The organism is Psittacicella gerlachiana (genome assembly GCF_003585965.1).
GTDB lineage: Bacteria > Pseudomonadota > Gammaproteobacteria > Enterobacterales > Psittacicellaceae > Psittacicella > Psittacicella gerlachiana.
The window spans coordinates 1-16,460 of sequence record NZ_NRJF01000045.1 but is presented as its reverse complement, the minus strand read 5'-3'; the positions used below and the strand labels follow the sequence as shown (position 1 = coordinate 16,460).

General features: G+C 35.8%; 12 protein-coding genes. 11 read left to right on the top strand and 1 reads right to left on the bottom strand.

What is annotated here, in order from left to right; all coding sequences use genetic code 11:
* Positions 1–292: 292 nt before the first annotated feature.
* The 11 genes from CKF59_RS01850 (at position 293) to CKF59_RS01800 (ending at position 13,865) form a co-directional block, all read left to right on the top strand.
* A complete protein-coding gene (locus tag CKF59_RS01850) occupies positions 293–3,976 on the top strand; it encodes an autotransporter outer membrane beta-barrel domain-containing protein (RefSeq protein WP_119534288.1) in 3,684 nt (1,227 codons plus the stop codon).
* Positions 3,977–4,271: 295 nt separating this feature from the next.
* Complete coding sequence (locus CKF59_RS01845; RefSeq protein WP_119534287.1) at positions 4,272–5,252, top strand: phosphatase PAP2 family protein; 981 nt, start codon at positions 4,272–4,274, stop codon at positions 5,250–5,252.
* A gap of 370 nt (positions 5,253–5,622) precedes the next feature.
* Positions 5,623–6,810: a hydroxymethylbilane synthase gene (gene hemC / locus CKF59_RS01840; RefSeq protein ID WP_147397096.1), complete on the top strand. Its 1,188-nt coding sequence runs from the start codon at positions 5,623–5,625 to the stop codon at positions 6,808–6,810.
* Positions 6,810–7,322, top strand: a complete 513-nt coding sequence (locus tag CKF59_RS01835; protein ID WP_119534285.1) for a regulatory protein RecX — start codon at positions 6,810–6,812, stop codon at positions 7,320–7,322. Before hemC ends, CKF59_RS01835 begins: the two co-directional genes overlap by 1 nt.
* A gap of 3 nt (positions 7,323–7,325) precedes the next feature.
* On the top strand, positions 7,326–8,030 hold the full coding sequence (locus CKF59_RS01830; protein WP_119534284.1) for a DUF3413 domain-containing protein: 705 nt from the start codon (positions 7,326–7,328) through the stop codon (positions 8,028–8,030).
* Positions 8,031–8,813: 783 nt separating this feature from the next.
* A complete protein-coding gene (locus tag CKF59_RS01825) occupies positions 8,814–9,500 on the top strand; it encodes a BspA family leucine-rich repeat surface protein (protein WP_119534283.1) in 687 nt (228 codons plus the stop codon).
* 36 nt (positions 9,501–9,536) lie between these two features.
* A complete protein-coding gene (locus CKF59_RS01820; protein WP_119534282.1) occupies positions 9,537–9,803 on the top strand; it encodes a hypothetical protein in 267 nt (88 codons plus the stop codon).
* A gap of 27 nt (positions 9,804–9,830) precedes the next feature.
* Positions 9,831–10,286: a BspA family leucine-rich repeat surface protein gene (locus CKF59_RS01815; protein WP_281270063.1), complete on the top strand. Its 456-nt coding sequence runs from the start codon at positions 9,831–9,833 to the stop codon at positions 10,284–10,286.
* Between the two features lie 29 nt (positions 10,287–10,315).
* Complete coding sequence (locus CKF59_RS01810) at positions 10,316–11,698, top strand: BspA family leucine-rich repeat surface protein (RefSeq protein ID WP_119534280.1); 1,383 nt, start codon at positions 10,316–10,318, stop codon at positions 11,696–11,698.
* Positions 11,699–12,026: 328 nt separating this feature from the next.
* Positions 12,027–12,257 (top strand): hypothetical protein, encoded by a 231-nt coding sequence (locus CKF59_RS01805; RefSeq protein ID WP_119534279.1) that lies wholly within the window; start codon positions 12,027–12,029, stop codon positions 12,255–12,257.
* Between the two features lie 567 nt (positions 12,258–12,824).
* A complete protein-coding gene (locus tag CKF59_RS01800) occupies positions 12,825–13,865 on the top strand; it encodes a BspA family leucine-rich repeat surface protein (RefSeq protein ID WP_222985484.1) in 1,041 nt (346 codons plus the stop codon).
* Between the two features lie 275 nt (positions 13,866–14,140).
* Here the strand turns inward: CKF59_RS01800 and ltrA are convergent, their stop codons facing one another.
* The gene (gene ltrA / locus CKF59_RS01795; RefSeq protein ID WP_281270062.1) at positions 14,141–15,499 is read right to left on the bottom strand and encodes a group II intron reverse transcriptase/maturase; all 1,359 of its coding nucleotides are present in this window, start codon (positions 15,497–15,499) and stop codon (positions 14,141–14,143) included.
* Between the last annotated feature and the right edge of the window lie 961 nt (positions 15,500–16,460).

The following is a 16,460-nucleotide window of genomic DNA, read 5'->3' as shown; positions in this document are numbered from 1 at the left end:
CCTCTAGAGGTAAGTTGATCTAGGCTAGCCTAGAAATCCTATATTCGAACGATCCATCATAAGTTCCTATGAACTTGTATAACTCTCAACTTAATTAACATTTGTTTACCAAATCAACACATGATTTTCTGATGCCGTCTTTTTTAAAATGGAAACTCATGGTTTTAAACTATGCCTATCTACCAATACAAAATAGATTAGTTCTGAAATCCTCTTAAGGTTCAAGTGTTAGTTATTTTCTAGTAGTTACACTGATGTAACTATATTGATTAACTACTATAGAGAATTGCATATGAATAAGAACCAAAAACCTTCCCAACAACCTCTTAACAAGTTAGGTTTACTCTTTACCACCTCAATTGCGGCTTTTGCTTTAGCTTCCTGTGCTACCGATAAAGATACCCAAACTAGTACCGCCAGTTCAACAACTTTAAGTACTGCTTCTGAGACCACAGAATCAACAGCAAGTACTAGTGTATCAACCGCAACCGAAACTAGTTCAGAAAGTCAGTCTACAGCCTCAACAAGCTCATCAAGTTCTTCTTCTGTTTCCTTAACTTCAGCTGATAGTCTTGCAAGTGAAGAAACTATCACTACAGCTTATAGTCAATACGAACCAACAAATACTACCGAATCTGAAAAATACTATCAATTCCTACAACAAAAAGCTGATTTACTTGGAGCAAAAGAAAATCCAACTCCACAAGAAGTAAAAAACCAAAAAGCTTTTGAAGACTTAGCGAAAAAATATAAAGATTTTCATGAAGAGTTAGGTAAAAAGGCTAAACCAGCTTCTGAAGAAAGTAATGAAGATCAACCAAGTACAGAACCAAATAAACAACTAGCTCCTGAAGCACCTCCAGCACCAGAACCTACAACTCAAACTCCACCAACAGAAGAAACAAAAGAAACTGCTGGTGATGATCCTGTAGCAGGAACTCCAGCTACAGAAACTGGTGCTACAGAAAATGAACAAGAAACTAAAGTTACACCTGAAGAGACTCCAAAACCTGTAGCTCAAGTAGGAGATGAAAGTAAAGAACCTCCTGCGGTAGAAAGTCCTGCTGAACCAGCAAAAGACGCTCAAACACCTGAACCAAAAACTGAAGCACAGGTAGCTCCTCCAGTAGAAGCAAAACAAAAAGAAAGTGAAGAAGAGCAACAACTACAAAAAGATGACAGTGCTACTTCAGGTTCTCCTGAAACGCCAACTGAACCACCTCCAGCACCTCAAGCCGATGCTGCAGGAACAGAAGGTGATAAAGGTGAAGCTGGAACTCCTGTAGGAACGGTAGAAGCTCCTGCTGGTGGAGAAGTAAGCGATTCTCCTGAAGAGAAAAAAGTTGCAGAAGTCAAAGACGCTGGTCAAGAAAGTGGAGGAACTCAAACTTCTGAATCTACAGGTAGTGGAACAGTTGAAACTGGTGAAGCTGAAGAAAAAGAAAAACTCCAACAAGATGGGGCAGCAGGAACTGAAAACGCAGCTCCAGTAGAGGCTAATGGTGGCACTTCACTAGAAGAACCAAAAGAAGAGAAAAAAGTTGCTGAAGAAGCTTCAGATCCTCCAGCAGAGAAAGTAGTAGAATCTCCACAAACTAATGGTACAACTGAAGGTGCTGAAGAAAAAGGTGAAGAAGAACAAAAACAAGCTTCTGAAGGAGCTACTCCAACAGCTCCTGCAGAAGGATCATCAACAGTTCCACCTGCAGAAGGTAATAGTGGAGATGCAGGCTCTGCAGAATTAAAAGGTGATGAAAAAGAAGAACCAAAAGAGGATGCTCAAGAAAATGGTTCTGATCCAGCACCAGTTGCTGCTCCATTAGTAGGTGATAATGGTGATAACGATGGTAATGGAGATGGTAATGGAGATGACGGGGATAAAAGTGAATCCGATGAAAAATTAGGTGAAGCTTCAGAACAATCTGCACCTCAACAAGCAGCTGGCTCTCCTGAAGAAGGTGGACAAGAAGGTCATCAAGAAGATCAGGAAGAAAAACAAGAAGTAAGTGCAGGCACTGAATCAGCACCAGCAACAGTTGTAACTCCTAAAGATCCTGAAAGTAACGTTGAAGAAGAAAAAGATAAAGGTGACAAAGAAGAGGAAGAAGTAAAACAACCTGCAGACGAGCCGACAGCCGCACCACAAACAGGACAAGCTAGCCAAACTGACGAAGGTCAAGAAGGTGAAGGACAAGGTCAAGAAGGTGGTAGTGTAGCTTCTAATGGATCAACCTCTAACGGAGAATCAGACGGAAACGATGGAAACGATGGAAATGATGGAAATGCAGCTGCTGGAGGTGAAGCTACTGGAGCTACTGTAGTTGAAGCCCCTAAAGGTCCTGAAGAAGGTGAAGAAGAAAAAGACGAAGATGAGCAAGAAAAAGAGCAACCTGAAGAAAAATCCTTACAAGCAGATGAAGCTTCTCAATCTTCACCAACTGTTCCTGTAGTTGAAGGTCAAGACGAACAAAAACAAGAAGAAGGTGAAGAAGGTGAAGAAGGTGAAGGTCAAGGACAAGAAGAAGGTAACGGAGCGGCTGCTGGTGAGGAAGATGATCCAGAAGGAAATAAAGCACCAAACGGAGAAGCTTCAAGTTCATCTTCATCTAGTGGATTAGAAGGTGCAGAAGAAGCTGGTGGCGGAGCAGCTGCTGGTGGTGGTGAAGATGGTGCTGCTGATGGAGCCGCTGAAGTAGGAGCTGCAGGTGCTTCTGGTGTAGCTGGTGGAACAGAGGATGCTGCTGAAGGTGCTCCAGAAGAAGCTAAAAAAGATGCAGATGAAGAAGAAAAGTTACAAAGCGACGAAGCTGATGGTGGAGATGAAGAAGAGAAAAAAGAAGAAAAAGAAGGAGACGGTGAAGAAACAGCATTAACCGCAACTGAAGATTCTGACACTACATCATCTGAAGGAACTACAGTAACAGATTCTTCAACTTCTAGCTCTACAGAATCAAGTGAAGAAGAATCCTCTGATGAAGAAACTACAGAAGAGACTACAGAAGAGACTACTTCTACTACTAGTGCCGAAGATGCTATTGCAGCCGCTGAAGCCTCAACTACAGCGAGTCTAGTATCTCAACAAGCTGTAGCTCACATAGCTGATGTGTATAGTAAAGCCGTAAATCAAGCAACTACTGTACAATCAGTAAGCTTACTCACCAACTTAAACAACCTCTTAAAAGTTAAAGTTGATGGTGTACATGCAAGCTTAACTAACCAAGGTTTATTCAGAAAAAATGATGATTATAACCTTACTACCTTAGCTGTAGCTTACAAAACTGGAGCTAATACTTTCTATGTAAGTTTTGATTTTGGTGCAACTACTCTCAAAGAAGCTAATGCTGATCTCAAAACTAAAGGTGAAAATGTAGGTGCAACCATTGGTTATAAATATGACCTCAACCAGGGCTTAACGCTTGCGGTATTAGGTTCTTACCAACAAACTAAACATACACATTCAGGTACAGTAACCTTAAATGACACCGCTTATGCTGACAACTTCAAGTTCAATACTAAAGCTGTAACCTTATCAACTACGGTAACCAAAGAGTTTAAACTCTCTGAAAGATTAGTATTAAATCCATTTGCAGGTATCTACTATGGTACAGTACATGTGGACGGAGTAACTTTAGGTTATGGTGATTACACTACTCGTGTAGGTAAAGATACCGTAAACCGTTTTGGTTTAGTTGCAGGTACTGACTTAAGTTACAACCAAGCATTTGGGGTAAATGGCTTATCTTTAGATCTAAACTTAGCTTTAATCCAAGATCTAAGTAAAACTAATAAAGATATTCTTGTTACTTCAGGTGACTATGCAACTAGAGTTGACTTAGGAAGCAATAAAACTGCGGTGAAAGTTGGTTTTGGAGTAACGCAAAGATTTGGTAACTTCTATGTATCAGGTCAAGTTAATGCTTACTCACAAAAATACACTTACTTAACTTACTCTTTAAACTTCGGTGGTAGATTCTAAACCTCTAACCATTTAGAAGTTTTACTTTAGAGTTAACTCGTTAAGTAGTAACTTATCATTCATACTCTCGATTCCAGTAGTTATAGTCAATCGAGTTTGTTTCTCCCCTTAACTTTACGTTAAGGGGAGTTTTTATGCGTAAAATTAATTAACTTTGCCGTGGTTTTTTGTTAAAATATGCCTTATTAGATTGCTTTTTCCTAAAAGTAACTGTATAAACATAACACTACTAGTTTTACCACAAACAACCGAATTCTTTATGGTTTAATAACCAAAAAAGTTCCCTAAATGTTATATGAAATTTAGATATTTTTACTTCCCACTTCTTCTGTTATTAATCCTGCCTTTGCTCTTTATCTTTGCAGGATATTCTTGGGATTTAAACCAATTAACTTCGCATAGTTTTCTTTGGAATATCGTAACCTTTACGGCAGACTCTATAGTTCCAGCAATGGTTACTAGTGCGGTTCTCTTAGCAATTATTCTCTTTTTCTATCGTGACAATAAAAGCTTATGCATTGCTATAGCCATTTATTGTTTTGCGGCGATTGTCTCTACTCAAGTAATTAAATCAGCTTTAAAAAATACTTTTGAAGAACCACGCCCATTTATGTATCAAATTGCTTACCGCTTACAAGAAATTGATGCTGAAAAATTTATTAAGGATTTTGAAAAAGCTTATGCTTCAAATCCAGAAAATCCAAGTCCTTATCAAGCTGATTTAGCTGGTAGTTCTATTGATGAACTGATTTCGCAAGTGCAAAGTGGTACATTACCAAATAATACCACCGTTGACGTAAATGATGATCAAGCTCCACAAAGAGTTCAAGATTATTTAGATTACTACTACGATAAATTAGATACTAAACAACGTCTTGCGTTTATTAAGTTCTATCAAAATACTTATATGCAAGGAACACAAGATGCTAATCGTCGAGCAGCACTTGATCGTTTAGCTTCAGAGTCTCTCTATTCTTTCCCCTCAGGTCACTCAATTTTTGCGGCTACTTGGATGATGATCTTTATGATGATGGCATTTATGGCTCGTAAAGGTTCGTTCTGGTTAGTAACCCTAGCGGTAGTGCTTTGGGGATCTGCTGTAGAAGCAAGTCGTATTCTTCTTGGCTACCACTATGCTCATGATGTATTAGCAAGTAATATTATTGCAGCCTGCTTTGTTGGAGCTACCTTCTGGTTAATGCTCTATCTCTATCGCTTTATTAACCGTAGAAGCTCAGATACAACTACCGAAGCTCCTGAAACAACTGCAAAATAAAACTTAAACTGTAAGTAAGCAAATTTAAATAAGCTTAATCTGTAAGTAACCCTTATGCTGTGAACAAGATTAAGCGATCATTCGTTCTAAGTGCTTAAACATTTAATTGGAATATCATTAAAATTAAGCTAGGATAGATATTAAGTTATAACAGGTTTAAGAGCTATTACTCTTATCTTAATCTAGATATAAAATTTAAACTCTAACTAAGACAATGGCATTGCTGTTGTCTTTTTTAGTATCTAGATTCAATCCCTAGAACTATCCTTAATCCTCACCAAGAATTAGCTCCTTTTGTTTTATAATAGATAAGGAAAAATAAATTCTTAACTCTAATCTCTCTTTGAGAGAACAACCTAAACCAAATTCAATGAAAAAACAAAACCTCGTAATTGCAACTCGTCAAAGTGCTTTGGCTCTTTGGCAAGCTCATATGATTCAAGATCTCATTAAATCTTTACCAGCTTTTGCTAATTTTACACCTGAACTTCTACCTATGGTGTCTACAGGTGATATTAAACTAGATACAGTATTAGCTAAAGTGGGGGGTAAAGGTTTATTTACTTATGAACTCGAACAAGCCTTAAAAGCACAACAAGCACAAATTGCGGTTCACTCTCTCAAAGATGTACCTATGATTCCTGAAGAGCAGTTCTTCTATACTTATAATGCTCGTCATTATCACGAAGACCTTGCAGTTTTTCCACAAGGGAGTCCTTATCAACGCCTTGCCGACTTACCAGCAGGTTCGGTAGTAGGAACAGCTTCAGTGCGTCGTAAAGCTCTCTTAGCTCATTTTTATCCGCATTTACAAACCAAACTTTTACGAGGGAATGTGAATACGCGCCTAGCTAAGCTCAATGATCCTGAGCAAGGTTATGATGCGATTATCTTAGCACGAGCTGGCTTAGCTCGTCTTGAGTTCCTTGAGCAACTCCAAGTGGAAATCTTGTCACCGCAAAACGGTTGGGTCAGTGCTCCAGGACAAGGAATCGTGGCTGTACAATGGGATAAAAACCAAAAAGTTGCAGCTTATAGTGAGTTCTTAAATGATCCAGTAAATCAACTCTTAACTGATATAGAAAGAGGCGTAGCTCGTCATTTAGGAGGTTCGTGTTCTTTACCTCTTGGCGTTTATGCGGGTTTTGTGAATAGCCAAGGTCAAGAAGTAGCTACCAATATCATTAGTAGTCAACGTAATGCTTTTGCTCTTGAAGTACAAAAACAAGTATGTAGTAGTGCTGATCTTGAGCAAACAGAGCAACTGCTTCAAGCTTATCAGCAACAACTTAAAAGCTTACCAGCACTACAAGAGTTTGCACAAAGCCTAGACTTAGCTCAAATTCAAGTGCAAGTGTTTGTGGGCGATCTTCAGGCCCAAAAAACCATTAGCCGTAGCTACAGTTTACCTTTTGGCAAACACTCAATTGTAGATCTACAAACGCCTGAACTCCAAGCTCAAGTAGACTCTTTTGTCGCAACAATCGTTCAAGATCTCCAAGATCAAGGATTTAAGGAGATCAAAACTCTTCTTGATCAACAACTTGCAGAACAATAATGACAAAACTACATGATCCTTATGAATACTTAATTTATCTTTTGAGTCGTAAAGAATACTCTTTGGCACAACTGCGCCAAAAACTCAAAGATAAAGGCTATCCCGAAGAAGAGAGCCAAGCAGCTTTAGAAGTCGTAGTCCAGAAAAAGTATCAAAGTGACGCTCGCTTTGCTGAATCTTTTCTCCATGATCAAGGGTTAGCGGGTTTTGGTCCCCAAACCATTAGCCAAAAGCTTCGCCTCAAAGGGGTAAGTGAAGCGATTATTCAGCAAACTCTTGAAGAAAGTGAGTTCAACTGGGAACAACAAGCTTTTATCTACTTTGTCCGCAAAGGCTTTGCCCAACTTGATCTTCAAGACTTTAAAGTAAGAGCAAAGATGCAACGTAATATGCTCAGTAAAGGATATGATTTTAGTCACATTAACTATTGTCTAAATACTTGTAAAGAACTAGCCGAACTTGAGCTAGATCCTGAAACTTTTATTCTCAATAACTTTAGTTACGAGAATTAGCCTATGCATATTCTATTAAACTCTACCGAGTATCTTTCACCTAAACAAAGACGCTTAATCCACTTACGTTGGACTTATTGGTTTGTTCTCTGTAACTTAGTAATTCTGTGGATCTTAGGAGCTCAATATCTCCTCCCCTTACATTTTCATTCAACCATAAGTTCAACTTACTATCTAGCAACTTTATTTAGTCATTTTTTCTTATTAGCAGTTATTAGTGGCATAGTACCAATCATTGCGGTATTTATCTTTACCAATGGACATTATTACCGCATGTTTGTTGGTACCTACTATACCCTCTTGATCATGCTTCTTGCCTTAGATCAAGCGGTCTATAACCATTATCAAGAACACTTGAGTTTAGAGAAGTTAATTTGGTTACTCGTAAATAATCCTCGCTATCAAGAGTTTTATATTTACTTTGCCTTTTTACCTCTCTTGCTCTTATGCCAATTACTCTTTGGCGTTTACATTTGGCGTCGAGTATTTCACCTGCATTTAAGATCACGTTTTAATTACGTTTTTATGTTTATTATGCTGGTCTTTGTCATTTGGTCGAATACTCTTTATGTCTATGCGGTAAATACCAATAACTTTGACTTACTGATCTATCGTTCGGTGTTTCCGTTAATGTTTTATTTCCGTTTCCCTTATTGGTTTACTTCTCTTGATCCTCAGCTCATTCACTTTACCAACTTAATTGGTTAAACAACTAATTAAGAAATTTAGAGATTCAATGAAAAAGATTAAGAGAGGATAAATGCAAATCTCTTCGAGAGCAAGAATTTAGCTTGATTTTGAGCTAAGTTCTTGCTCTTTTCTATTACTTTTCTATTACTTTTCTATTACTTTTCTATTACTTTTCTATTACTTTTCTATTACTTTTCTATTACTTTTCTATTACTTTTCTATTACTTTTCTATTACTTTTCTATTACTTTTCTATTACTTTTCTATTACTTTTCTATTACCATAAAAAACTATAGTTAAACTTAGGATTTTTATTCATATTTTTTCTAATTAAGCAGGAACTAATTTCACTCTTTTCTATGGTAATATAGAGAAAAAAACTTATATTCTGTTTATTAAAAGTCTTAAAAATATTGAGAGAATTACTTCATTAAAAGTTACTTCGTTTCTAGACAGCTATAAATATTTAAGAAGACTAACTAAGGTAAAATCTCCTTAAAATTCAAATAATTTACTGCATTTCATCCCAAAATTTAATTTTTCTTCCAACAATTTATCATAATTTTTAAAATCATGATGCAAATCCATTCTTACTCTAATATCAAATACTGAGATTTACCTAAGGAATTTAAAAAGAAAATATTAAGTCCAAAAGAAATCAAAATCTCTTTTAGATACAAGCAACTTCTCAAAAACTTTATCAATACCTACCTTGATAAATTTATTGATGTAGATCCTGAATCATCCTCTAGATTTAAACTTTATTGATATCTCTGAGATTACTAACCTAGACTACTTAGTTATGCCTCCAAGTGATCATGACCTTTCAGGAATCGTTGATTTTAATGAAATCCCTTTGAGAAGATTACCTATCAACATTAGTCAATGGAATACGAGTAATGTAACCTCAATGATTGCAACCTTTGCTTTTACAACTTTCTATGGAGATCTTAGCCTTTGGGATGTCTCAAAAGTAACCAACATGAAAGAAATATTTTTTGCAGCTATAAACTTCGATAGTGATATAAAAAATTGGAATGTCTCCAAAGTTACAGATATGGAATCTATGTTTGATGGAGCTACAATCTTCAATAGTGATCTCAGTAATTGGGATGTTAGTAAAGTTACTAATATGAAAGCCACCTTTGCCAAAGCAACAAACTTTACTAGTGATCTAAGTAAATGGAATGTTGCCCGAGTTACAACTATGCAAGCAATGTTTGCGGGAGCAAAAAAATTTAATAGTGATTTAAGTCGCTGGAATGTTTCTAAAGTAAAAGACATGAGTGCTATGTTCCATGAAGCTCGCAAATTTAATTCAGACCTCAATACTTGGCCAGTGAACAGAAAGACTCAAGCAAGATGTGCGTTTTTTGGGAGTGGTCTCTCTCCGGAGAATGTCAAAACTTGGAAACACAAGCTCATTGCTAACGAATACAAAGAACTCTTTGCTGACTATGACATTGTTATAGAAATTCATTCAAAATAACTAATATTAACCTGAAAATTCTTAAATACTATGAACATGCAAACCTATTCTAATATTCAATATTCCTCTTTACCAGCTGAACTACAAAACAAAAGATTAAGCTCTACTGAGATCAAAATATCCTTTAGCGACAAACAACTGCTACAAGAGTTTGTAAATACTTACATTGATAAGTTTATTGATCAAGAAGCTCACAACCCTCCTACTCTTGATTTAAACTTTATTGATGTTTCGGAAATTACTAACTTAGATTTCCTTTTTTCGAATCAAATCGAAATTACTTATGAAAATATTATAGGGTAATATGAGCTTCCCCTAAAAAAACTCCCTATTGACGTAAGTAACTGGAACACTAGTAAGGTAACTTCCATGGTGGCAACCTTTGCCTTTACCACTTTTAATGGTAATCTCTCACGCTGGGATGTCTCTAAAGTAACCAATATGTCCTATATGTTCTTCTATGCCCAAAAGTTTAATGGTTACATTAAAAAGTGGAATGTGGCAAATGTGACCAATATGGAGGGAATGTTTAAATATGCTCTGAGCTTTAATGTGGATATTGGTAAATGGGATGTATCTAATGTGACCAACATGAAACACATGTTTGCCTTTGCCCAAAGCTTTAATCGTAACCTAAACAAGTGGAATGTTTCTCAAGTAACCAATATGCAAGGAACTTTCTTTTATGCTTGCGCCTTTAACGGTAATGTTAGCACTTGGGATGTATCCAAGGTTACAAATATGAGTGGCATGTTTAAGAAAGTGCCAACTTTAGAGGTGATTTAAGTAAATGGAATGTTAGTAAGGTTACTGACATGAGTGAGATGTTTACTTATACCGACAAGTTTAGCAGTGATCTGAGTAAATGGGATGTTTCCCAAGTTACTGATATGCATGAACTATTTTGTTTCGCTGAAAACTTTACTTCCGATCTCAGTAAGTGGAACGTAGAAAATGTTACTGATATGAGTGGTATGTTTGCTTATGCTAAGAAATTTACTAGTGATCTCAGTAAATGGAATGTCGCTAAAGTTACAAGTATGGAGGCTATGTTTAATGAAGCAAGGAAATTTAACAGTGATCTTAGCCAATGGGATGTAGGCAATGTTACCAACATGGGTTCTATGTTTTGGCTTGCAGAAGAATTTAATTCTGATTTAAGTCGATGGAATGTCTCCAATGTTGTCAGTATGGCTGGGATGTTTAGTGAACTCCCTAACTTTAATAGCGATCTAAGTAATTGGGATGTCTCTAAAGTGACTGATATGTGTGAAATGTTTGAAATGGCCACAAATTTCACTAGTGACCTGAGTAAATGGGATGTAGCTAATGTTACAAACATGAATGGCATGTTCTTAGGGACTGAAAAATTTACCAGTGATCTGAGCAATTGGAATGTAAGCAAAGTCGAAGATATGGGAGGCATGTTTGCCGAAGCTGAAAACTTTACCAGTGATCTAAGCAAATGGGATGTGAGTGCTGTCACTGATATGAGCTATATATTTAGTGAAGCGAGAAAATTTAATAGTGATCTCAGCAAATGGAATGTAAGTAAGGTTACAGATATGAGCTTTATGTTTGCGAGTGCGGAAAGATTTACTAGTGATCTCAGCCATTGGGATGTAAGCAATGTAACAAATATGAAATCTATGTTTAATGAGGCTACTAAATTTACTAGTGATTTAAGTACATGGAATGTATCTAAGGTGACCAATATGCATTCTATGTTCACCGATGCTTATAAATTTAATAGTGATCTCAGTAAATGGGATGTCTCTCAAGTAACTGATATGAGCGGGATGTTTGCTCGTGCTCTCAATTTTACTAGTGATTTAAGTAAATGGAATGTCTCTAAGGTGACCAAGATGAATTCTATATTCGCAGATGCTCGTAAATTTAATAGTGACCTCAGCAATTGGAATGTATCTCAAGTAACTGAAATGTTTAGTATGTTTGCTCATGCTCAAAAATTTTCTAGTGATTTAAGTAGTTGGGATGTGTCAAATGTAGAAAACATGGAAATGATGTTCTCTAATACTAATTTTGACTGTAATCTTAACTCTTGGCAAGTTAACGCTCAAACTAAAGCTAGACATGCCTTTTTTGACAGTAAGTTCTCTCCTAAAAGCGTAGAAACATGGAAAGATAAATTAAATCCTCAAGAATATCAACTTTTATTTGCAGACTTTCTTGACTAATAAATAACAGCATCTTCTTAACCTAAACTTTAAAACAGATCTCTTTTGGATATAAGTTTTGGAGTTCATGCCACTAAATATCCCCCTTGCTATAAAAAATTATATTTCTTCAAGCAATTCGACTTAAATATCAAAAGGATTTGTTGCAAAGTGAATTTATACTTTCTCAACTAGATATTAAATTATCTTTTATTCATCAACATTTGGTTTGATATTACCCCCTAAAATGGGGGTAATATCATATCTTATACCAACTTTTGGGATTTATCTCACCAATAAAATCCTAAAAATTAAACCATAGCAAATCGAACTTCGCTAAGGAGACTTTATGTATAGCTGTACTATTGTACAAAAAGATGTGCTAATTGACTTAGTGGCTTATGCTCAAGCGTTTTTAGGAAAACGCCTACCACTACCTTTAAATGAAGATCAAGTTTTATTGGCAAAAATAAGAAATAAAATCTATAGAACCTCTTACAAAGATTTAGATTATAAATTATTGGTAGAGCAAATAAAGGGTATTATTGACAAATATAAACATTTACCACAGCTACCGTGAGAATGTGATAACCAATAATTTGATGGAAGATTACAGATTTAGGAATGAGGTAAATTATTCTCTGAAAGAAAATAGAAAGAGAAAATGAAAGTAGAAGTCAGAACTGGGGAGGTAGTCTGTAATGAACGTTAGAGTTGTAGTCGACGTGCAAAGGGACTGGAAGTGGGAGTAGGGGAGTAGGAAAAAATAAAATTCTTTTGATTTTCCTATTCTTCTCGATTTCTTATATAATAGATGTATAAATTATGTAACCAGTGATTCATCAAGAATTTTTGGTTACTATTGTCTCAACAACTTATTTGCTAGCTAGTTTTTATAAAATCTAGACTATAAGAATAAGCAAAATACTTAGGATTTGTAATTATCATTTGGTTACCTAACCATACACCATAGATTCAGATCTTAAATCTTATACATATATGTTCAACTTAAAATATAAACTTATCTACTATGAAAATTAATAGAGTTCTTCTTTACATCTTACTTATTGGTATAGGTATAATCATTGGAAAAGGAAGCAGTCAGTTACTTGATAGCTATTTTACACAAGTAAAGACTAAAAACAACTTGGTTAAACACAATTACAAACATACCTATACTGATATTAAGTATAGTGAATTATCAAAGATAAATTTTGATCCTTATGAAGTTAGAATAGCATTTACCCAAAAAGAACTACTCAAAGAGTTTTTAGATGAATACCTTGAAAAAAATTATTCACCCTATTCCTATACACCTATAGATTTAAACTTTATTGATGTATCACAAATTCAAAATTTTGATTTTCTTTTTGCATATCATGATAAAGAATATGGAGTTAAATGCTTTCATGAAGACCTTGTGTACAAATATCGTAAACTTAACATAGATATTAGTAACTGGAATACTTCTAATGCAACTTCAATGAAAGGAGTATTTGCCTGTACCACATTTAGCGGTGATTTAAGTCAATGGGATACTTCCAATGTCACTGATATGAGTTATATGTTCTTTGAAGCTATAAGCTTTAATAGCGATATAAGTAAATGGAATACTCAAAATGTAACTAACATGAGTAGAATGTTCTATAATGCTACAAACTTCAACAGTGCCTTAAGCAAATGGAACACCTCAAATGTAACTAACATGAATGGAATATTCTCTGGTGCTACAAACTTTAATAGTGACTTAAGCAAATGGAACACCTCAAATGTAACTGACATGTCGTTTATGTTCTATGGTGCTACAAACTTTAATAGTGACTTAAGCAAATGGAACACCTCAAATGTAACTGACATGTTGTTTATGTTCTCTGATGCTACAAACTTTAATGGTGACTTAAGCAAATGGAACACCTCAAATGTAACTAACATGAGTGGAATGTTCAACAATGCAACAAACTTTAATAGTGACTTAAGTAAATGGGATATTCAAAATGTAAATTACATGACTGTAATGTTCTATGGAGCAAAACGTTTTAATAGTAATCTAAATGCTTGGAGTGTAAATAACGAAACATTTATTACTAGTATGTTTTATGACTCTGGAATATCTTACAACTCACCAAATATCTCTGCGTGGAAAAACAAAGTAACTCCTGCTCAATATCAAATTGCATTTAGAAAATAAAAACTTACTCAGCTTTACTTAATTCTTTATTACTAATATTCATGATAATTAGTTATTAAGAAATATTGGTATAAATAGATTTTTTTAAATTAATCGAGTAGAGGCGGGGGCTAAATTATTTTAGTCTCAACCGTTCCCCTCTCACACCACCGTACGTACCGTTCAGTATACGGCGGTTGCCTCAGTGACCTTTATCACGAATACCTATAGAAAAAAATAGCATGATGAGAGCTGACATGTTATTATTAATCTACGGATTACAAATCTACCAGCTTTTAAGCACTCATTCCTGAGGAGACGCTTTTCTTTATTTCTTTGGCTCTCCGTTTCCATTCTTTCTTGAGTTGCAACGTAGATTTATTTTCGTGATTTGTTAGAGTTTGCCAGTTTTTCTTTTCAGCAATCATATAGAACTCTAACTCAGTCCACGTGAACCCTTCTTTAACAAGTACAGAGTTAGTGAATACTTGATTAAGGGTTGTACAAGACTTGCGATGATTATGTCTCCCACTTACGCCAATCTGATTGGCTAAGTAGGGAGCATACTCACGTATCTTCTTTTTCCTTTTCTTAGGGGACTTGTAGCAATGCCATAACATTGCCCTAATTCGTCTCCTAAGTATTCCACTAACTTTCTTAACCCAAGAACCTTTATTGAATACTTTAGAGTGGTGGTAGTAATTAGCCCAACCTCGTATGTATAAGTCTAGGTCTTTCTTGATCTTCTTTAACCCACCTTTCGCATTCCTCGGCGTTAATTCCTTTAATTTCTCAAGGTGTTTAGCCTTACTCTTTGCATGAATATCCATCGCAATTCCCCAAGGATTATCTGTTCTATAGAAGCAATGTCCTAGGAACTTTAGTTTCCTATTTATCACTCCTATTTTCGTCTTCTCTGTATTAACTTTAAGGAGAAGAGTTTCCTCAAGATAGTGTATGGTATTCTTCATTATTCTTTTAGCTGCTTTCATAGATGAACAAAATATCATCATGTCATCAGCATAACGAACAAAGCTAATGCCTTTCTCTTTTAGTCTTTGATCCATCTCATTTAATAGGATATTAGCAAGAATAGGGCTAATGTTACCTCCTTGTGGAGTTCCTATTGTTGAGGGGATACGGCGACCGTTATCAATAATAGGCGTCTTTAGCATTTTATGAATAGTTGCGAGGACTCTTACATCTTTGATCTGTTTAGATAAAATTTGCTTAAGTTTCTTATGATTAACCGTATCAAAGAACTTTGCTAAGTCCATATCTATTACATAGATCTTCCCGTCTCTCAAGTGACTGAAGCAAACTCTAAGTGCTTCGGTGGCACTTTTCTTCGGACGGAATCCACAACTTTCATCTGCAAATAAAGGCTCGTAGATTTTGGTTAAGATGTTTGCGTACATTTGTTGATGTACACGGTCAATTACACACGGAATTCCTAATGGTCTCTTATCCCCGTTATCTTTGGGGATATACACTCTTCGCACAGGCTTTGGCTTATACTTCTCAGACGTCAATATCGATTTCAGTTCGTTCAATCCGCTTCCACCGCTATATCTTTCTTTAAAGGATTTACATGTTACCCTGTCTATTACAGGTGCACCATTATTCCGACATACTTGTTTAATAGATCTTAAAATGTTAGAGGTAGAGTATATGGACTACCATATATCTACACTCTGACTTTTGGTTGTTGTGCTACAATTTTCTACTTTCATACATTCTACTTTTACTTGATACTTACTAGTTATATAGCAACTACCTGCCTGTTTCTTATAGTTTTACAAGCCCTATTAGAGGCATGTAGTCACCAGAGCACTCAGCAATGTACCTATAGATGTCTTTATATAGGAATTGCATACTGAGACTTCCTCCCTTCCCATAGGTTTCCATCTCCCATGGTACTATGGATTATGCTGACTTCTAGAGCTTCTCGTACACCTGTGTAAGTTACGGTCAGTCACTAGATATCACTGGGTAAGCTAAGATAAAGACTAATCATCTCTACTAAATCTTGGAAACGAGATTTCAACCTCCGCATGACGAGCTCCTTATATACCAAATAGAGCATATATAGCTTTATAGCTGGCTTATGTCCTCGAGTTTGACTTCTTTCGCAGTCTCACCCTACTCTATCTAGCCTCGTATAAGGTTTCTGTTCGTAGCCCCCATGTTTATGCCACCGGCTTTCTTCGCTGTATCCTCACGGATTAACAGTCTGCCTTTGGACTTCCCCTTATGGACATTTTCGGGAAGGACTCACCAAGCTAAGCTTGGCTGACCTTGGTCTATAGCATACCAGTCGCACAAAAGAGCCTTAAACTTTCCCGTTTAAGGTTCTTTTGCTACTAGAATTATTAAATCTAGACATAAAATCCTAAACTTTAATTACTCATAAGTTACAAAGTTTCTAGCAATTAGGGCTATCTATACTTTAATACATAATTAGCTTTACAGCCATCGCTTTTACCCCTCAAATAACTTAAGAATAAAATCTATACCTAGAAGTCAAAAATATAAATGGCTAGAAATCAGGAAGTATAGAATGGGAGTGGGAAAGTTAAAATTTCTTTGATTTTCTTATTATTCTCGATTTCTTAT

Coding starts and splice junctions, on each gene's coding strand:
- CKF59_RS01850 (WP_119534288.1), top strand. CDS start 293: ATGAATAAGAACCAAAAACCTTCCCAACAACCTCTTAACAAGTTAGGT.
- CKF59_RS01845 (WP_119534287.1), top strand. CDS start 4,272: ATGAAATTTAGATATTTTTACTTCCCACTTCTTCTGTTATTAATCCTG.
- hemC (WP_147397096.1), top strand. CDS start 5,623: ATGAAAAAACAAAACCTCGTAATTGCAACTCGTCAAAGTGCTTTGGCT.
- CKF59_RS01835 (WP_119534285.1), top strand. CDS start 6,810: ATGACAAAACTACATGATCCTTATGAATACTTAATTTATCTTTTGAGT.
- CKF59_RS01830 (WP_119534284.1), top strand. CDS start 7,326: ATGCATATTCTATTAAACTCTACCGAGTATCTTTCACCTAAACAAAGA.
- CKF59_RS01825 (WP_119534283.1), top strand. CDS start 8,814: ATGCCTCCAAGTGATCATGACCTTTCAGGAATCGTTGATTTTAATGAA.
- CKF59_RS01820 (WP_119534282.1), top strand. CDS start 9,537: ATGCAAACCTATTCTAATATTCAATATTCCTCTTTACCAGCTGAACTA.
- CKF59_RS01810 (WP_119534280.1), top strand. CDS start 10,316: ATGAGTGAGATGTTTACTTATACCGACAAGTTTAGCAGTGATCTGAGT.
- CKF59_RS01805 (WP_119534279.1), top strand. CDS start 12,027: ATGTATAGCTGTACTATTGTACAAAAAGATGTGCTAATTGACTTAGTG.